The sequence below is a fragment of the Luteibacter sp. HAY1-4A genome, assembly GCF_056755355.1.
The window spans coordinates 1-16,378 of the sequence record NZ_JBNDHZ010000048.1; the positions used below are offsets into that span (position 1 = coordinate 1).

Here is a 16,378-nt window from a genome sequence, read left to right on the forward strand (position 1 = left end):
AGATGTGTATAAGAGACAGTGATTGGGGGGCGGCGGCACCTGGGCGAACGCCGCGCCTGCCAGCAGCAGCGATACGCCGAGGGTCGCGGCGCGAACTTGCTTCTTCATGGAGTGGCCTCCTTTCGTGACGGGTTGGAGTGCTGCCATGCCTTGCATCGCAGTATCGTTGCCGACGCTATCAAGGAGCGATTTAATGGCGGCCCAATTGCGGAAAGGCCTCTACCGTGCCGTCACGCGTATCCGACGCCACCTCCACGCAAGACGTGCTCCGTCTATCGCAGCGCTCGGCACAGCTCATGCACCTCGGTGCGCAGGGTCTCCTGAAACGCTCCACGCGCAAGGCGCGCAAACCGGATGTGGCGGCCACGATCGAGCGCATGGGCCTGCTTCAGATCGACACGATCAACGTTGTCGCGCGCAGCCCCTACATGACGCTGTTCTCCCGGCTCGGCGCTTACCGTAACGAATGGCTCGACGAGTCGCTGGCCGAGGGCGTATTGGCGGAATGTTGGGCGCACGAAGCCTGCTTCGTTCCGGCCGCGGAGTATCGCTTCCACCGCGATTACCGGGCCGGCCGGGCCGGCCACTGGGCGCACAAGATGGCCGAGCGTACGCACGACGAGGCGCGTGCCGATATGGACGCGTTGCTGGAGCGCATCCGTCGCGAAGGGCCGCTGCGAGCGGCGGATTTCGAGCGCGATACGCCTGGGACGAAAGGCTGGTGGGGATGGAAACCCGAGAAGCGCTGGCTCGAGGCGTGGTTCGCGCTGGGCCGCCTGATGGTCGCGCGGCGGGAACGGTTCCAGCGCGTGTATGACCTGACCGAGCGCGTCACCGCGCGCTGGCCCCTTCCGCCACCGACGGCCGTGCTCGACGAAGCCGATGTGCGGTGCCATTTCATCCTGGAAAGCGTTCGCTCGCTGGGCATCGCGAAGGCGCGCTGGATCGCCGACTATTTCCGGCTTCGGCCGCGCGTCACGGACGACGAACTAGCGCCCATGGTGGAGCAGGGTGCGCTCGTGCGGGTGCTGGTCGACGGTTGGGACGAGCCCGCATATGTGCATCCGGAACACGGGGCATTATTGGCGGACGCCGCCAGGAACGCGCTTCGTGCATCGCGCACGACGCTGCTTTCGCCGTTCGACCCGGTGGTCTGGGACCGCGCGCGGGCACAGGACCTCTTCGGCTTCGAATACACCATCGAATGCTATACGCCCGCGGCGAAGCGCAAGTATGGCTATTACGTGTTGCCCATCCTGCATCGCGGCCGGCTCATCGGCAGGCTCGACGCGAAGGCCCATCGCCAGGCGGGCCTGTTCCAGGTACTCGGCATGTGGCTGGAAGCCGGCGTAACGGTTACGCCGGCGCTGGTCGAGGATGTAGCCGGTGCCATTCGGGAATGCGCGGCATGGCACGGCACGCCGCGCATCGCGGTCGATCGTAGCCGGCCGCGCGACCTGGCCAACCAGATCGCGAAAGCGGCCGCTGGCTGATCAGCGCGTGGAAGCCGGGGCCGGAACGTCCCCGCACGACTTGCCGTGCAGCGCTTCCTTCAATTGGGTAGCGAGCGACGTGCAGCGCGCACCCAGCTGGCCGCGCATGTCCGGGTCCTGCGATTGACGCAGCAGGCTGGTGCGCATCATGTCGTAGCGGCTTTCGATCTGGTCGCGCGCATAGATGCCAGCGGCCAGGTGACAGCTCTTGTAGCTGGCGAGGTATTCGTCGCACGCGGCGATGCCGGTGCTGTCAGGCAGCGCAGTCTCCTTACCGCCTGCCTTCGGCGCGGTCGTGGTCGTTCCGGTCGACCGCTTCGGCGGGGTCCCGCCCGTCGTCTTCGTCGTGGTGGCGGCCGGCTCGGCGGTGCGCCCGGTGGTGCCCTCGGGGCGGGTCTTGTGGTCGGAACACGCGGCAAGCGCAAGCGCACCGGCGAGAAGCGGAATGAGTCGGGTCATGGAGCGGTTCATGGTCGGCGGTCCCCCTAGCGAACGTGGACGAATGGTAGCCAAAGTCGCAACATCGATGCGACGCCGCACAAGCATGTACCCCGGTGGGGTGAAATCGATGTCAGCGGCCCTCTTTTCGACGTTGTTCAGGCCCATCGCTATTTCCCGCCGGTACAGGTATAGTCCGCGCACTGTGTTTGCCGGGGTCATAGAGTTACGTTGACCCGATGCCGCTGATCACGGATCCGCAACATCGCTTCGCTCCTCGCGTTTCCTTGCACACCAGTAATGCAGCGACTTATTCCAAGTCGCTGGTTTCATTCGTAAATCGTATTGGAGTGTTTCTATGTCGGATCGTGAGATCGGCACCGTTAAGTGGTTCAACGACGCCAAGGGCTTCGGCTTCATTTCCCGTGAGAACGGCCCGGACGTGTTCGTTCACTTCCGCGCCATCCAGGGCAACGGCTTCAAGTCCCTCGCCGAAGGCGAGAAGGTCTCCTTCAAGGTCGTGAACGGCCAGAAGGGTCTGCAGGCTGAGGAAGTCAACAAGGCCTGATCGGCCGACTTGACCAGCTTTGCTAAAAGGCCGGGCGACAACGCCCGGCCTTTTTTATTCTGGGCATGCCAGTCCCTTTGGCACATATTCGGCACGGATTCGGCGTCCTTCGCGCGATTTTCACAACTTTCGTCGTGATCGCCGTCAAAAATCCGTCCTCTGTAGGAAATCCCCTACAGATGTTTGCGTAAATGTGGTTATGATCACTCGTACTGTGTTTGCGCGGTCACGAGAGTGGCCCGATGTTAGCGAGCAGTTAGACGCTCCATCGCCTCACCCCGGTCCTGCATGCCCAGTAAGTCTCCGGCTCGTGAGCCGGGTTTTCGTGTGTTGGATAGAGGTGTGTGTGATGGCAACAGGTACTGTGAAGTGGTTCAACGACGCCAAGGGCTTTGGCTTCATCACCCAGGACGAGGGCGGCCCGGACGTATTCGTCCATTTCCGTTCGATCCAGGGCAATGGCTTCAAGTCGTTGCAGGAAGGTCAGAAGGTGGAATACACCGTGACCCAGGGCCAGAAGGGTCCCCAGGCGGACAACGTCGTTCCGAAGTGATTCGTTCGGGCAGGCTCGCGCCGCCCGTCCTTGCATGACTTCCGCTCCTCCGGCGCCACAGGCGTCGGAGGAGTTTTGCGTGTCCAAGCCGCGGAACGTGCGACTCCCGATAGCTTCGTGCCATCCGGCGCCGTTCTCCTTTGCTAGGCTTTCCGCATCAGACGGAGCCTCGCCATGACCACCATCCCCATTGACGGCAAGCAGCGCGACCTCGGCGGCGGTTTCGTCGTACGGCGCATGCTGCCGCACCTGAACGCGCGCCACGTCGGCCCGTTCGTCTTCTTCGACCAGATGGGGCCCGTCGCTTTCGGCGACGATGCGGGGCTGGACGTGCGCCCGCATCCGCATATCGGCCTTGCCACCGTCACATGGCTTTTCGACGGCGTGATCCGCCACCGCGACAGCCTCGGCAGCGAGGTCGACATCCATCCCGGCGACGTGAACTGGATGACGGCGGGTCGCGGCATCGTGCATTCGGAACGTACGCCCGAGGAAGCCCGCCACGACCACGCCAGCCTCCACGGCATCCAGGTGTGGGTGGCCCTGCCTAAATCCCACGAAAACATCGATCCGGAATTCCACCATCACGCCGCGGCCGATCTGCCCAAGGTTGAGCGCGAGGGTGCGCGGATGGTGGTGATCGCCGGCGAGGCCTTCGGCGCGACATCGCCGGTGCGCGTCTTCGCGCCCATGTTCTTCGTCGAAGCGCGGCTTGAGGCAGGCGCACGCCTGACGATGCCGGAAGAGCATGCGGAGTGGGGCGCATACGTCGTGCAGGGCGCGGCGCGCCTCGACAACCTGGAACTCGCCGCGCTGGACATGGCGGTGGCGCACGACGGACCGCCTCCGGTGCTGGAGGCGACGGAGCCATCGCTCGTGATGCTCTTCGGCGGCGCGCCGCTCGATGGCGAGCGTCACCTGTGGTGGAATTTCGTTGCCAGCTCGCCCGAACTGATCGAAACGGCGAAGGCGGATTGGCAGGCAGGGCGGTTTCCGCTGGTACCCGGCGACGAGTACGAGCGGATCCCGCTGCCCGAGCGCTGATGGGAGAGCGTATGGCCGGCTTCGCCAGTTTTCGCGAGTTCTATCCGTACTACCTCGGCGAACACGCCGACGTGCGTTGCCGCCGCCTGCATTTCGCCGGCAGCTGGGTGGTGCTCTTCGCCTTGCTCATGCTCCTGGTCACCGGTGGCTGGGGGTGGCTGCTGCTTGCCCTCGTCGGGGGCTATGGGTTCGCCTGGGTAGGCCACTTCGTGTTCGAGAAGAACCGGCCGGCCACGTTCCGCCATCCCTTCTATAGCCTGATGGGGGATTGGGCGATGTTCTGGGACATCCTGCGCGGGCGCGTTTCCCTCCGCTGACCACGCCCGCGCGATCGTGTCAGGCCACCTCGGCCGGAACCACGGTGCGTCCCGCCTCCCGTTGCGCCCGCCGCGACGCGCTCCATGCGTCCAGGTCCATCTCGTCCTTCGCCCGGCGGCACACATCGATCAGCCGCTCGACGTCCCCGTCGCTCATGCCGGCGTTGAGGGTAAGGCGCAGGAGAGATCGGTTGACCGTCGTGGCCGGCGCACTGAACACCGAGCCGAACACGCCATATCGCTCCATGGTGTCGCGCACGCGTCCGGTGAGGATCTCCAGCCCTGCCTCGAAGGCCACGATCTGCTCGGTGCCATCGCTGATCGGATAGCCGAGGGCGGTGAGTTCGTCCCGCACATGGCGCGTGATCCGGCGCAGGCGGTGGCGCCGCCAGCCCTCGCCCTGGATGACGCGATGCGACGCCGCGATGCCTGCCAGCTCGTGCGGCAACAGCGACGAACTGAAGATGGCCGGCAGCGCCTCGCAGCCGAAGTAGTCCTTGAAGCGATGGGTGCAGGCGATGAAGCCCGCGCGCGAGCAATAGGCCTTGGCCAGGCTGGCGGTGATGAAATGCACGCGGTCGTTGAGGCCAAGGCTGGCAACGAGCCCTTCGCCGCGCTGTCCGTGCGTACCCAGCGAATGGGACTCGTCCACTACCAGCACGCAACCCTGGGCCCGGGCGATATCGGCGATGTCGATCAGCGGTGCCAGACTGCCGTTGGTGCTGTAGACGGCATCCACCACGATCACGCCGGGCCCGTTGCGCAACACCTGGCGCTCGAGGTGGGCGAGGTCGTTGTGCAGGACCGACACAGCCTTCGCCCCCGCGCTGCGGATCCCTTCCCATAGGGACGCGTGGGCCAGCATGTCGATGTACACTGGAACGCGCTCCCCGGCGATGGACTGGATCAGGCCGACGTTGGCCGCGAAACCGGACTGGGCCAGGATGCCGTCCTCACAGCCAACGGCTCGTGCCAGTTCGGCTTCGACGCGATGCACCGGCTGGCTTTCGTCCTGCTGAAAAAGCGCCGACATCATCATGCCCAGGCCGCCCTCCGCGAGGGCCTCGCGCTGTGCCTCGATGATCGCCGGATGGCCTGCGATAGCCAGGTAATCGTTGCTCTGGAGCAACAGGTCGCCCTTGCGCGGCTGCCGTCCCCTCAAAATGTGACGCCCACCCCAATCGATGGCTATCCGTTCGTTGTGAAATCGATCGACCCTACGCGTGACGAAGTCGGGAAGTGCCGGCGCCTTGGCGATCGGATGAAGAATGGAAACGTTTTCCATGGATCTTCTCTCTCTGGTTAAGGGCCCGGGCGGCATCCGCGGCACCGTCCGACGCGACGGCGCACGCGCGCGCCTCGCCCGGAAAGGCGCGTTGTGATGGGAGAGGGCCATCCGGCCCCTTCAGGGGCCGGCCTTCCTCGAGCCGCTAACTAGAGAGACTTTGTGCGGACAGCCTCGTCCGCGCGAGATGAATCCACGCGACACGAATTCTTCGCCCCGGAAAGGCCGGCGCGAAGGGCTTTGCCTGTTTGAAGAAACGGACGGATTGAGAAGGGTCTAAATGAACCGCGACCTGCTGTCGGCGGCGAGGCTGAGATCTTGCTCACGCAGCCAGGCACGGTACGACTTCACGTGCTGCAGGCGGAAACGCTGCACATCGTCGATGAGCGCGTAGTAGTACCACTGTTCGCCCGAGACGGCCGTGGCGACGTGGAGTTGCGATTCCGGGTCCACCACGCCCTTGTGGTAGAAACCGTCGCGCGAGTTGAACCAGGGCAGGGCGGTACCGCGGCGAAGGGCCTCGAGCACCGCGGGCGGGGCGCCGAGATCTGCCGCAATTTCATAGTGGGTGCGAAGGTCTTCGTCCGTCTGGACGAGGAGGAAGCGCCCGATGCCCCAGGCGTCGACAAGGAGCAGCCCGGTGGGATTGCAGTGCACGTAGCACTCCACCGGCTGGAACGTGGCCGTTACCGACTGCAGCACCTCGCGGAACGCCGGGTCGCGCAGGAACCGGAAGTTGCCCAGGGCAAGGGTTTCCGCCACGAAGGCACTGGCCCGCTCGAAATAGCGGTGCTGCAACTCCGTGATGGCTGTCTGCAGCTTCTCGATGGCCGCCGGATCGTTCTTGCGGATGAAGCGATCGATGACCCCGGAGTTGAAGGCGTCGATCGCGGTGGCATCGTCGGCACGGCCGGTGAGGAGGATCTTGCCGATGTGTGGGTTCGGTAAGCGCTTACAGAAGGTGATGCCGTCCATCTCGGGCATGGCCTGGTCGACCACCACCACGGAGATTTCCGCGAAGCGCTCGGGGTCGTAGACCACCCGGTGGATGGAATCGATGTCCAGCGCGACCAGTTCCTGGGTCTCGGACGGACGGTCTTTCCAGCGGTACAGCCAACCACCGCCCGGCACGGGGCGGCTGCCATTGTTGCCCAGCGTGGCGAGTGCGCTGCGCGGCGAACTGAAGGTGCGCACCCGCATCATCGGATCGAGCAGCAACGGCACGACCTCGAGGTATTCCTCGTGGTCGTCGACCAGCACCGTCGTGGTCGGGAAGTGGAAGGGCTGGATGTCGCCCTGCGAGTTCAACGTCATCACTGCCGATCCCCGGTCTCCGGAAGCGGGAAGGTAAGGGTGAACTCAGTGAATTCACCCAGGTTTGTACGGCATGCGATGCCACCGCCCATATGCTCCATCGCCGCGCGACAAAAAGCGAGCCCTATCCCGAGGCCGGTGACGGTGCCCGTGCCCTCGCTGTCGCTGGCGTAGGAATAAAACCGGTTGAAGATACGGGGTACCACGTCGGGGGGAATGCCCGGACCGGTGTCGTGGACGCGGATTCGATTGGCTGCGTCCCCCGGCTCGATGAAGACCTGGATATCGCCCTTTCCCGCCCGGTCGGTGTGGAAAAGCGCGTTGCGGAGCAGGTTGAAGAGGATGTGGACGACCAGCGCCTCTTCGCCCAGGAGCGGGAAGTCCCCGGTGGGAGAGAGCGTGATGCGCTCGCGCTCGGCACGTGAACCGTAGGGAAACCGCCGCAGGGCCTGCTCCACGCATTCCCTCGCCATCAGCGGGGTCAGGGGTACCTCGCCGATGGGCCGGGCGGAGAGCAGCAGCATGTCGATGATGGTGTTGGCGTAGGTGACCTCCCGCTCCATCACCCCGATGCTCCGCTCCAGGGCGTGCAGGTTCTGGGCCCGGACCTCGGGCACGGCAAGCCCCTCGCTTTCCGCCAGGCGGTGGCTGCGGATGAGGTCGGGCATGAACCGCGCGACCGCCCGCGCCGCGATGCGCAGCGAACCCAAGGGCGTGCGCAGTTCATGCGCGATGTTGTTCGACGCGGCGGTGAGGGCGTCGATGCGCGATTGCTCGGCCATGTTCGACGACACCGTGCACGTGGCGCCGCCCACCATGGCGAAAAGCAGCAGCGGCACGTATTCGAGCATCGTCCGCGTCTGCAGGTGCGCCTCGGGCGACAACACGAATACCAGTGCCGCGAGCAGGCTGCCGATGGTGAAGACCACGAGGAAGCTGGCGATGTCGAACAGCATCATCAGCAGCATGACGCAGGCCAGGTGCGTCATGAGCCATGCGGGCGTGGCGTTGCGCAAGGTCATGTAGCCCACGAAGAAAGGCATCGCCACGGTCATGGCGAAATACCAGTACGTAGGCAGGTGCGTGCGCAGCCGGCGCGGCCACCAGGGCAGCAGCGCGAGCGGAATGAACGTGGCGCTGCACACCAGCCGCATGGGAAGGTTTTCGTAGGGCTGCGGGAACAGGTACGCCCAGACCGGGTAGTACACGGCCAGGCAGAAGCTGCCCACGACGCCGATGGCCACCATCTTCGGCTGCGAATATCGCGTGCGCAGGAACATGGTGGTCTCGAAGCGCGCCATGGCCCGCAGCAGCAGCCAAAGCTGCATGCGGAAGAAGCGCCTTGGTCGATCCCGTTTGTCCGTCGGCGTGGACATGGAGGGCGGTGTCCCGGTCAGTGGGTCGGAGGACACGAGCGGCTCGCTACCGGTACTGCCGGTGACAGGACTGGCATGCCTCGTCCACCGGCGCGAGGGCTTGCGTGAGGGCCTCGCACGTCGCAGGCGCCGAGGCCGCCGCGCCGTCGATTGCCTTGCCGAGCCGGCCGGCCGCCTCGTAGAAGGGCTGGTCCATGCCCGGGAAGGCCTCGCGGATGTCGCCGGCCATCGTCCGCATCCGGGACAGGCGCGCGAGCGCGCCCTTGGCATCGCACTGCTTCGCCCGCACGTTGGCGCGAAGCGCGCCCAGGTGGTACTGCATGACGGCCATGACGCCGCGATGGAACGGCGTGCCCTGGCGCAAGGCCGACAGGGCGAAGGTAGCCCCCATCGCGCCCACGACGAGGCCGAGAAGGACGAGCAGCAGCGGGCGCATCGGGAGTCCATCGCAACACGAGGGCGCCAGCATAGCCTACGGAAACCGGGGCCGCGATTTTTCGATATGAGACAATGAACGTATCCATTTCCAGCGAGTCATCCGTGAGCACGGCCCAGGCCGAACGTTTCGCAGGCATCGAGCGCCTGTATGGCCGTGGCAGCCTCGACAGGCTGTCCCATGCGCATGTCTGCGTCATCGGCGTGGGCGGCGTGGGCTCGTGGGCGGCCGAGGCCCTGGCCCGCAGTGGCATCGGCCGCCTTACGCTCATCGACGGCGACGATGTCTGCCTGTCCAACACGAACCGGCAGCTGCACGCGCTCGACGGCCAGTACGGCAAGCCCAAGGTGGGCGTGGTTGCCGAGCGCATGCACGCCATCAGCCCCACGATCCGGCTCGAGGCGGTCGAGCGTTTCCTCACGCCGTCGACCCTGGACGAACTCCTGGATCGCAACTACGACGTGGTGATCGACGCCTGCGACGCGCTGAAAGTGAAGCTCGAGACGATCGTCTGGTGCCGGCGCCGCAAGGTGCCGCTCGTGACCGTCGGGGCGGCGGGCGGCCGCACGGATCCCACCCAGATCCGGGTGCGCGACCTCTCGCGCACGGAGCACGACGCCATGCTCAGCATGATCCGGAAAAAGCTGCGCCAGGAGCATGGGTTTCCGCGCAATCCCGACCGCTTCTTCGGCGTGTCGGCGGTCTATTCGTTGCAGAACGTCCAGTATCCGCAGGCTGACGGCAGCGTGTGCGGCGTGCGCCCGCCGGGCTCGGATGCGTTGAAGCTCGACTGCGGCGGCGGCCTCGGTGCCGCCACGCACGTCACCGGCGCCTTCGCGTTCGCCGCCGTGGGCAAGGCGCTGGAAAAGCTTACTGCCGCGAAGAAGGGCTAGGCCCCGAGTTCCTGCGCCACGATCGCAAGAGCGGCTTCCAGCCGCTCGGTCGATTCCTCCGCACCCAGGGCGAGGCGAACGCCCCGGGCCGATGCCGCGGCGCCGACGAATCCGTTCCCCGCCGCGACGCGCACACCCCGGGAAAACAGGCGTTTTTCGAGCTCCTCGGCGTCGCGACACGGCAGCCATGCATGCAGGCTGGCACCGGCGGTGACGACGGCGGATCCGAGGATCCGCCGGGCGATGGCTCCCCGGTCCCTCATGTTCTGCGCAACGCCGCGCAGGCATGCCTCGGCCTTGCCGTCTTCCATGCAGCGCGCGACCACGGCCGGCCACCATGCCGGCAACCCGTCGAGTTCGCGTTCGATCGCGGCCACCGAGGCCACCCGCGTCGACGCGTCGGGATGGAGCAACCAGCCGATCCGCAGGCCGGGCCCGAGAATTTTTCCGATGCCTCCCGCATGCATGGTGCGATCCGGCGCGATGACGCTGAAAGGAGGCAATGCATCCTGGCCATGCCACGCGAGGGGCGAATACACATCGCCTTCGATGATGGTGAGCCCCGCCTGTTCGGCCACCGTGGCGATTTCCATGCGGCGGGAGAACGGCATCGTGACCGTCGTGGGGTTGTGCAGCGTGGGCTGGACATACACCGTCCTGGCCTGCTCGTCTCGCGAAGCCTCCAGGAGCGCGTCCGGACGCATGCCGTGCTCGTCCATCGCCACGTCGATGCAGTGGATACCCATGCCCTGCGCCATGGCGCGCATGCCCTGGTAGGTTCGCGCTTCCACCAGCAAGGCCGCCCCCGGTGTGCGGGTGGCGTGCCGAAGGGCGAGCGCGAGTGCGTGCCGCGCCCCGTTCGTCAGCACGAGCAACGCCTGGTCCACCGGCCCGTGCCCTGCGGTGCGTTGCAGCCAGCGCGCGATCGCCTGCCTTACGTGCGAGGCGCCGGCGGCGTCCGGATACGCGAGATCGTCGACAGTCATGGTCCCCGAGGCCAGCGCCTCGCCGAGGAGCGCCGCGGTCGCTTCCCGCGGCGGCAGGTTCACCGCGAGGTTGTAGATCGTTTCCATGGGCACATCATCGGTTAGGCTTCGCGCCATGTGGTGTGTGTATCTCATCGAATGCCGGAATGGTGCCTGGTACGCGGGCATCACCAACGACCTGCAAGCGCGATATGAGGCGCATGTGGCCGGCAAGGGCGCCCGCTATACCCGCGCCAACCCGCCGGTGCGCCTGCTCGGCTCGCGGTCGTTCCCGGACCGCTCCGCGGCGTCCAAGGCCGAATGCGAGGTGAAGCGACTGCCAAGGTCCAAAAAGCTCGCCTGGTTGTTAGGATGAAGCGCGATGGACACTCGACTGCACACGAAGGTTACCCCGGATTGGCACCGCTGGATCGGCGAGGCACTCGCGGCCGGCCACCCGCCCGCGGACCTGCTCGCCACGATGAAGGAAAACCGTTTCGACGAGCGCGCCGCCCGCGACGCCATTGCCGATGCGCTGTTCGGCCCACGGCCGCCCGCCGCAGCGCCCGTCGTGGACACGGCGGCGGCATTCAGGAGCCGTCTTGCCGAGGGCCACACGCTGCACGCCGGCGACCGCGACGTTCGCGTCCTCGTGCGCGTGTCGCGGCCCACCATCGCGGTGCTCGACGGTGTGCTCGACGAGCATGAGTGCGCCATGTTGAAGGCGCTGGCCGCCTCGCGCCTCGAGCGGTCGCAGGTGGTCAATCCCGGCACGGGAATCGGCGTGGTCCAGGACATTCGTACGAGCGAAGGGGCGAATTTCGGCAGGGGCGAAACGGAGCTCATCGCACGCATCGATGCGCGCGCCGCCGCCATCATGGGCATGGATGGCGAACACGGCGAAGGCCTCCAGGCCATGCGCTATGGCGTGGGCGCCGAATACGTGCCGCATTTCGATTATTTCCCGCCCGGCGACCCGGGCAGCGAACCGCACCTGCGCAACGGCGGGCAGCGGGTATCCACCCTCATCATGTACCTGGACGACGTGGAGGCCGGGGGTGAAACGATCTTCCCCAGCATCGATTTCAGCTACGTGCCACGCCGCGGGCAGGCGTTGTACTTCGAATACACGACCCCGGACGGCTCGCTCGACCCGCTGTCGCTGCACGGGGGCGCGCCGGTACTCTCGGGCGAGAAATGGATCCTCACCAAATGGATGCGCGAGCGCGCGTTCGCGGGTTGAGGACGGCCCCCTGGCGCCTGGCGAACGCGATCCGCTAGGCTAGTCGGCTAGCTCCGGCGATGTCCGGATTGCACCGCAAACACTCGATGGAAGCCCGATGCAGCAGCTGGACAAGGTAAGGATCGGCATTGTCGGGCTCGGCTACGTGGGCCTTCCCCTGGCCGTCGAATTCGGCAAGCGATATCCAACCGTCGGTTTCGACATCGATGCCTCGCGCGTCGACGAACTGCGCGCGGGCAGCGACCGCACCCTGGAAGTCGACGCGGAGTCCCTCGCACAGGCCGGTGAACTCGCTTATACGGACCGGCTCGACGACCTCCGTTCGTGCAACGTTTTCATCGTGACGGTGCCCACCCCCATCGACAACGCGAAGCGGCCCGACCTCGCCCCGTTGATGCGAGCGAGCGAGTCGCTGGGCAAGGTGCTCGCGCGCGGCGATGTCGTGGTCTACGAATCCACCGTGTATCCCGGTTGCACGGAAGAAGTCTGCGTTCCCATCCTCGAGCGCACCTCCGGCCTCGTCTTCAATCGCGATTTCTTCGTGGGGTACAGCCCGGAGCGCATCAATCCCGGCGACAAGCAGCATCGTGTCACCAGCATTCGCAAGGTGACGTCCGGCTCCACTCCCGACACCGCCGACTTCGTCGATGCGCTGTACGGCAGCATCATCGACGCGGGCACGTACAAGGCCAGCGGCATCAAGGTGGCGGAAGCGGCGAAGGTCATCGAGAACACGCAGCGCGACCTCAACATCGCGCTGGTGAACGACCTGGCCATCCTCTTCAACAAGCTCGGCATCGACACGCTCGAGGTGCTGGAGGCCGCAGGCACGAAGTGGAACTTCCTGCCGTTCCGGCCCGGACTCGTGGGCGGGCATTGCATCGGGGTCGATCCCTACTACCTGACGCACAAGGCGCAGGAGGTGGGCCACCATCCCGACGTGATCCTCGCCGGGCGGCGTACCAACGACAGCATGGGGCCATACATTGCCGGGGAGGTTATCCGGCTCATGGTCTGCAAGGGTCTCAACCCCGTGGGCGCGCGCGTGCTGCTGCTCGGCCTGGCCTTCAAGGAAAACTGCCCCGACCTGCGCAACACGCGGGTTGTCGACATCATCGCCTCGCTCAAGACCTACAACGCGACCATCGATGTCTACGACCCCTGGGTGGATGCCGCGGAAGCGGAGCACGTCTACGGGTTGCGCACCGTGTCCGAACCGAAGGCGGGTGCGTACGACGCGATCGTCGTCGCCGTGGCGCACAGGCAGTTCCACGAACTTGGCGCTGCCGGCATCCGCGCGTTCGGCAAGCCGGAAGCGGTGGTCTACGACGTGAAGTATGTCCTGCCGCGCGATGCGGTGGACGGACGGCTCTGAAGGAGCGCCCCATGAAGGTACTGGTGACGGGCACGGCGGGATTCATCGGATCGCACGTGGCCATGCGGTTGCTGGAGCGTGGCGACGACGTGGTCGGCGTCGACAATCTCAACGATTACTACGACGTCGGATTGAAACAAGCGCGCCTCGACCGTTTCCGGCACGACCCGCGCTACACCCATGTGCACGCCGACCTTGCCGATCGCGAGGCCATGGCCGCGGTGTTCGCAAGGCACGAGCCGCGCCGGGTGGTCCATCTCGCGGCACAAGCCGGCGTGCGTTACGCCGCCGAGAATCCGCACGTGTACGTGTCCAGCAATGTCACCGGGTTCCTGCACGTGCTGGAAGGTTGCCGCACCCATGCCGTGGAGCACCTCGTGTTCGCCTCCACCAGTTCGGTGTACGGGGCCAATCGCGCGATGCCGTTTTCCGAGCACCGCTCAGCCGAGCATCCGCTGACGCTTTACGCCGCCACGAAGAAGGCCAACGAACAGATGGCGCACGGCTATGCGCACCTGTACGGCATTCCGAGCACGGGCCTGCGCTTCTTCACCGTGTACGGCCCGTGGGGCCGGCCGGACATGGCGTTGTTCCTGTTTACCCGCGCGATCCTCGCCGGCGAGCCGATCAAGGTGTTCAACCACGGCAGGCACCGTCGCAGCTTCACCTACGTCGACGACATCGTGGAAGGGGTGATCCGTTGCCTCGATCGTCCGCCCACGCCGGACACCGCCTGGAATCCGCTCGAGCCCGATCCGTCCTCCAGCGGCGTGGCGCCGTTCCGTCTGTACAACATCGGCAATGAGCATCCGGTCGAGTTGCTCGACTACATCCGTCGGCTCGAACAATGCCTCGGCCGCGAGGCCGTCATGGAACTGCTGCCGCTTCAGGCGGGCGACGTGCCGGACACAGAGGCCGACGTAGGCGCCCTCCGCCGCGCCGTGGGCTACTCGCCACAGGTGTCGGTGGAAGAGGGCGTAGAGCGCTTCGTGCGTTGGTACCGCGACTACTACGGCGTCTGACCGGGCGGCATCCCATCACGACAGAAATTCAACCGACGGGTTGACTATTCTTCGCCGGAGTGTATATTCAACCACATGGTTGAATTAGACGCCCCGCACCTGGATCCGGTCTTCCACGCCCTGGGCGACCGCACACGCCGGCACATGCTTCGTGAGCTCGCCGACGGCGAGCGCACCGTGAGCCAGCTCGCCGAGCCGTTCGCGATGTCCCTCGCCGCGGCCTCCAAGCACATCAAGGTGCTCGAAAACGCGGGCCTGATCCGCCGCGAGGTTCGGGGCCGGGTACATCTGTGCCGCCTGGAGCCGGGCCCGCTGGCAAGCGTCCAGGAATGGCTGGCGTTCTACGAGCGCTTCTGGACCGACCGCCTCTCGATGCTCGACCGGCTCCTTCGCGACGCCGACACGAGCGCTTCCAAGCCCCCCAAAGGAGACAGGACATGAACGCAGCCATCAGGCCGGCCACCTACGGCACCCTCGTCGAAAATGCCACGCTGAAGATCCAGCGCGTGCTTCCCGGCCCGATCGAGCGCGTGTGGGCCTACCTCACCGAAAGCGACCTGCGCCGCCAGTGGCTTGCCTCGGGGGAGATGGAAATGAAGGTGGGGAGCACATTCGAGTTCTGCTGGCGCAACGACGAACTGACGAATCCGCCCGGTAACAAGCCCGAGGGTTTCGGGGAGGAACACCGGATGCAAAGCCGCATCACGGTATGCGATCCGCCGAGGAAGCTCGCGTTCGAATGGGGAAGCACCGGCGGCGTCACCTTCGAACTGGAGACCAGGGGCAAGGACGTGCTGCTGACGCTCACGCACAGCCGCATCCTGGATGCCGCCACGCGCCTCAACGTCAGCGCCGGGTGGCACGCGCACCTGGACGTGCTGGCCGCGCGCATGGAGGGCACGGAACCGGCGCCTTTCTGGGACGCCTGGCTGGCGCTCAAGGTCGACTACGAGAGGCGCCTGCCGGCCTGAAGCCGTCCACGGGTAAACAAGCGGGACACCGGCGCGGGCCCGGGGCGCCGCCCCGGGCCCGCGCTCGTCATGGGTCCAGAAGAGACAGATGCCGCGAAGCCGCTGCCAGCGTATGTGAGTTGTGTCACATTATGGCGAGGGGTTGCCCGGGTTTCATCCAACTTGCCGCCAGGCGGGACCGGGCTTGTCATCATCCGAGCCTGTCATCGCCTATGAACGCATCTGCTCCGAATTCGATCGACAACCGCACTGGCAGCATCGCCTGCGTCGGCATGGGCATCACGCTCGGCTCGCACCTCACACCGCTGGCACGCAACTGCATCGAAACCGCCGACGTCGTGTTCGCGGCGCTCTCGGACCACGTGGTGGAACTGTGGCTGCGCCGGCTCAATCCCGACGTGCGCAGCCTCCAGCCGTACTACCGCCCAGGCAAGTCGCGCATGAAAACCTACCGTGAGTGGGTCGACGTGATGATCGCCGAAGTGCGTGCAGGCCGAAGGGTATGCGCCGTTTTCTACGGGCACCCGGGTATCTTCGCCTGGTCGCCGCACAAGGTGATCGAGCTCGCGCGCGCCGAAGGCTATCGGGCGTACATGGAGCCCGGCATCTCCGCCGAGGATTGCCTCTATGCCGATCTCGGCATCGATCCCGGACGCGTCGGCTGCCAGCACCTGGAAGCCAGCCAGTTGCTGTTCTTCGAGCGCAACCTCGACACGACCGGTCACGTGATCCTCTGGCAACTCGGCGTCGTCGGCGACCGCTCGCTCGGCCGCTTCCGCACGCCCGATGCGTATCGTGAGCTGCTCGTCGAGCGCCTGTGCTCGGATTATCCCGCGGACCACGAGGTCATCGTTTATCGTGCGCCGACATTGCCCATCGAAGGCCCATACATCCAGCGCATGGCTTTGCGCGATTTTGCCGCCGCCGAATTCACCGGGCAGGAGACGCTCGTGCTCCCGCCCGCCCACGCCTTGAAGCCGAACGTCGCCATGCGCGCGCGCCTCGACGCGCTCGATGCGGTGCATGGCACGGGCGCGGAACCCGCCGCCACGGCATGAACCGAAACAAGCGCACGGCCCGCCGCC

The 16,378-nt window shown here is 65.9% G+C and carries 19 protein-coding genes; 13 read left to right on the plus strand and 6 right to left on the minus strand.

From position 1 onward, the window contains the following. Window positions 1-224: 224 nt before the first annotated feature. The gene (locus ACPYOD_RS15205) at window positions 225-1,493 is read left to right on the plus strand and encodes a winged helix-turn-helix domain-containing protein (protein WP_481302557.1); all 1,269 of its coding nucleotides are present in this window, start codon (window positions 225-227) and stop codon (window positions 1,491-1,493) included. On the opposite strand, the gene ACPYOD_RS15210 is transcribed toward ACPYOD_RS15205, so the two are convergent. Continuing rightward, entirely contained in the window at window positions 1,494-1,952 is a 459-nt protein-coding gene (locus ACPYOD_RS15210) for a hypothetical protein (RefSeq protein WP_481302558.1), read from the minus strand. Window positions 1,953-2,289: 337 nt separating this feature from the next. Here ACPYOD_RS15210 and ACPYOD_RS15215 point away from each other — a divergent pair, with 337 nt between their 5' ends. The 4 genes from ACPYOD_RS15215 (at window position 2,290) to ACPYOD_RS15230 (ending at window position 4,413) form a co-directional block, all read left to right on the plus strand. Further along, window positions 2,290-2,499, plus strand: coding sequence for a cold-shock protein (locus ACPYOD_RS15215; protein ID WP_046967385.1), 210 nt, complete (start codon window positions 2,290-2,292; stop codon window positions 2,497-2,499). Window positions 2,500-2,848: 349 nt separating this feature from the next. Next, window positions 2,849-3,052: a transcription antiterminator/RNA stability regulator CspE gene (gene cspE, locus ACPYOD_RS15220; protein WP_089973954.1), complete on the plus strand. Its 204-nt coding sequence runs from the start codon at window positions 2,849-2,851 to the stop codon at window positions 3,050-3,052. Between the two features lie 174 nt (window positions 3,053-3,226). Next, on the plus strand, window positions 3,227-4,096 hold the full coding sequence (locus ACPYOD_RS15225; RefSeq protein WP_481302559.1) for a pirin family protein: 870 nt from the start codon (window positions 3,227-3,229) through the stop codon (window positions 4,094-4,096). Between the two features lie 11 nt (window positions 4,097-4,107). Then, window positions 4,108-4,413: an Mpo1-like protein gene (locus tag ACPYOD_RS15230; RefSeq protein WP_481302583.1), complete on the plus strand. Its 306-nt coding sequence runs from the start codon at window positions 4,108-4,110 to the stop codon at window positions 4,411-4,413. Between the two features lie 19 nt (window positions 4,414-4,432). Here the strand turns inward: ACPYOD_RS15230 and cqsA are convergent, their stop codons facing one another. From cqsA to ACPYOD_RS15250, 4 genes are all read right to left on the minus strand, one after another. Continuing rightward, window positions 4,433-5,698, minus strand: coding sequence for an alpha-hydroxyketone-type quorum-sensing autoinducer synthase (gene cqsA / locus ACPYOD_RS15235; protein ID WP_481302560.1), 1,266 nt, complete (start codon window positions 5,696-5,698; stop codon window positions 4,433-4,435). Window positions 5,699-5,974: 276 nt separating this feature from the next. Beyond that, complete coding sequence (locus ACPYOD_RS15240) at window positions 5,975-7,012, minus strand: response regulator (protein ID WP_481302561.1); 1,038 nt, start codon at window positions 7,010-7,012, stop codon at window positions 5,975-5,977. Continuing rightward, the gene (locus ACPYOD_RS15245; protein WP_481302562.1) at window positions 7,012-8,340 is read right to left on the minus strand and encodes a sensor histidine kinase; all 1,329 of its coding nucleotides are present in this window, start codon (window positions 8,338-8,340) and stop codon (window positions 7,012-7,014) included. The genes ACPYOD_RS15240 and ACPYOD_RS15245 overlap by 1 nt, the downstream gene beginning before the upstream one ends. A gap of 94 nt (window positions 8,341-8,434) precedes the next feature. After that, the gene (locus ACPYOD_RS15250; protein WP_481302563.1) at window positions 8,435-8,824 is read right to left on the minus strand and encodes a cytochrome c; all 390 of its coding nucleotides are present in this window, start codon (window positions 8,822-8,824) and stop codon (window positions 8,435-8,437) included. A 74-nt stretch (window positions 8,825-8,898) separates the two neighbouring features. Here ACPYOD_RS15250 and ACPYOD_RS15255 point away from each other — a divergent pair, with 74 nt between their 5' ends. Continuing rightward, complete coding sequence (locus tag ACPYOD_RS15255; protein WP_481302564.1) at window positions 8,899-9,717, plus strand: tRNA threonylcarbamoyladenosine dehydratase; 819 nt, start codon at window positions 8,899-8,901, stop codon at window positions 9,715-9,717. Here ACPYOD_RS15255 and ACPYOD_RS15260 read toward each other — a convergent pair. Next, entirely contained in the window at window positions 9,714-10,790 is a 1,077-nt protein-coding gene (locus tag ACPYOD_RS15260) for an aminotransferase-like domain-containing protein (protein ID WP_481302565.1), read from the minus strand. The genes ACPYOD_RS15255 and ACPYOD_RS15260 overlap by 4 nt on opposite strands. Before the next feature lie 28 nt (window positions 10,791-10,818). On the opposite strand from ACPYOD_RS15260, the gene ACPYOD_RS15265 reads away from it, so the two are divergent. The 7 genes from ACPYOD_RS15265 (at window position 10,819) to ACPYOD_RS15295 (ending at window position 16,351) form a co-directional block, all read left to right on the plus strand. Continuing rightward, entirely contained in the window at window positions 10,819-11,058 is a 240-nt protein-coding gene (locus tag ACPYOD_RS15265; RefSeq protein WP_481302566.1) for a GIY-YIG nuclease family protein, read from the plus strand. A gap of 6 nt (window positions 11,059-11,064) precedes the next feature. Beyond that, a complete protein-coding gene (locus ACPYOD_RS15270; RefSeq protein ID WP_481302567.1) occupies window positions 11,065-11,925 on the plus strand; it encodes a 2OG-Fe(II) oxygenase in 861 nt (286 codons plus the stop codon). Window positions 11,926-12,022: 97 nt separating this feature from the next. Further along, on the plus strand, window positions 12,023-13,300 hold the full coding sequence (gene tviB / locus ACPYOD_RS15275; RefSeq protein WP_481302568.1) for a Vi polysaccharide biosynthesis UDP-N-acetylglucosamine C-6 dehydrogenase TviB: 1,278 nt from the start codon (window positions 12,023-12,025) through the stop codon (window positions 13,298-13,300). Window positions 13,301-13,311: 11 nt separating this feature from the next. Continuing rightward, the gene (locus ACPYOD_RS15280) at window positions 13,312-14,322 is read left to right on the plus strand and encodes an NAD-dependent epimerase (RefSeq protein ID WP_481302569.1); all 1,011 of its coding nucleotides are present in this window, start codon (window positions 13,312-13,314) and stop codon (window positions 14,320-14,322) included. Between the two features lie 75 nt (window positions 14,323-14,397). Then, window positions 14,398-14,763, plus strand: coding sequence for an ArsR/SmtB family transcription factor (locus ACPYOD_RS15285; RefSeq protein WP_481302570.1), 366 nt, complete (start codon window positions 14,398-14,400; stop codon window positions 14,761-14,763). Next, window positions 14,760-15,293 carry an SRPBCC family protein gene (locus tag ACPYOD_RS15290; RefSeq protein ID WP_481302571.1) on the plus strand — a complete coding sequence of 178 codons (534 nt, stop codon included), beginning with the start codon at window positions 14,760-14,762 and terminating at the stop codon, window positions 15,291-15,293. The genes ACPYOD_RS15285 and ACPYOD_RS15290 overlap by 4 nt, the downstream gene beginning before the upstream one ends. Window positions 15,294-15,505: 212 nt before the next feature. Next, a complete protein-coding gene (locus tag ACPYOD_RS15295; protein WP_481302572.1) occupies window positions 15,506-16,351 on the plus strand; it encodes an SAM-dependent methyltransferase in 846 nt (281 codons plus the stop codon). Window positions 16,352-16,378 lie beyond the last annotated feature (27 nt).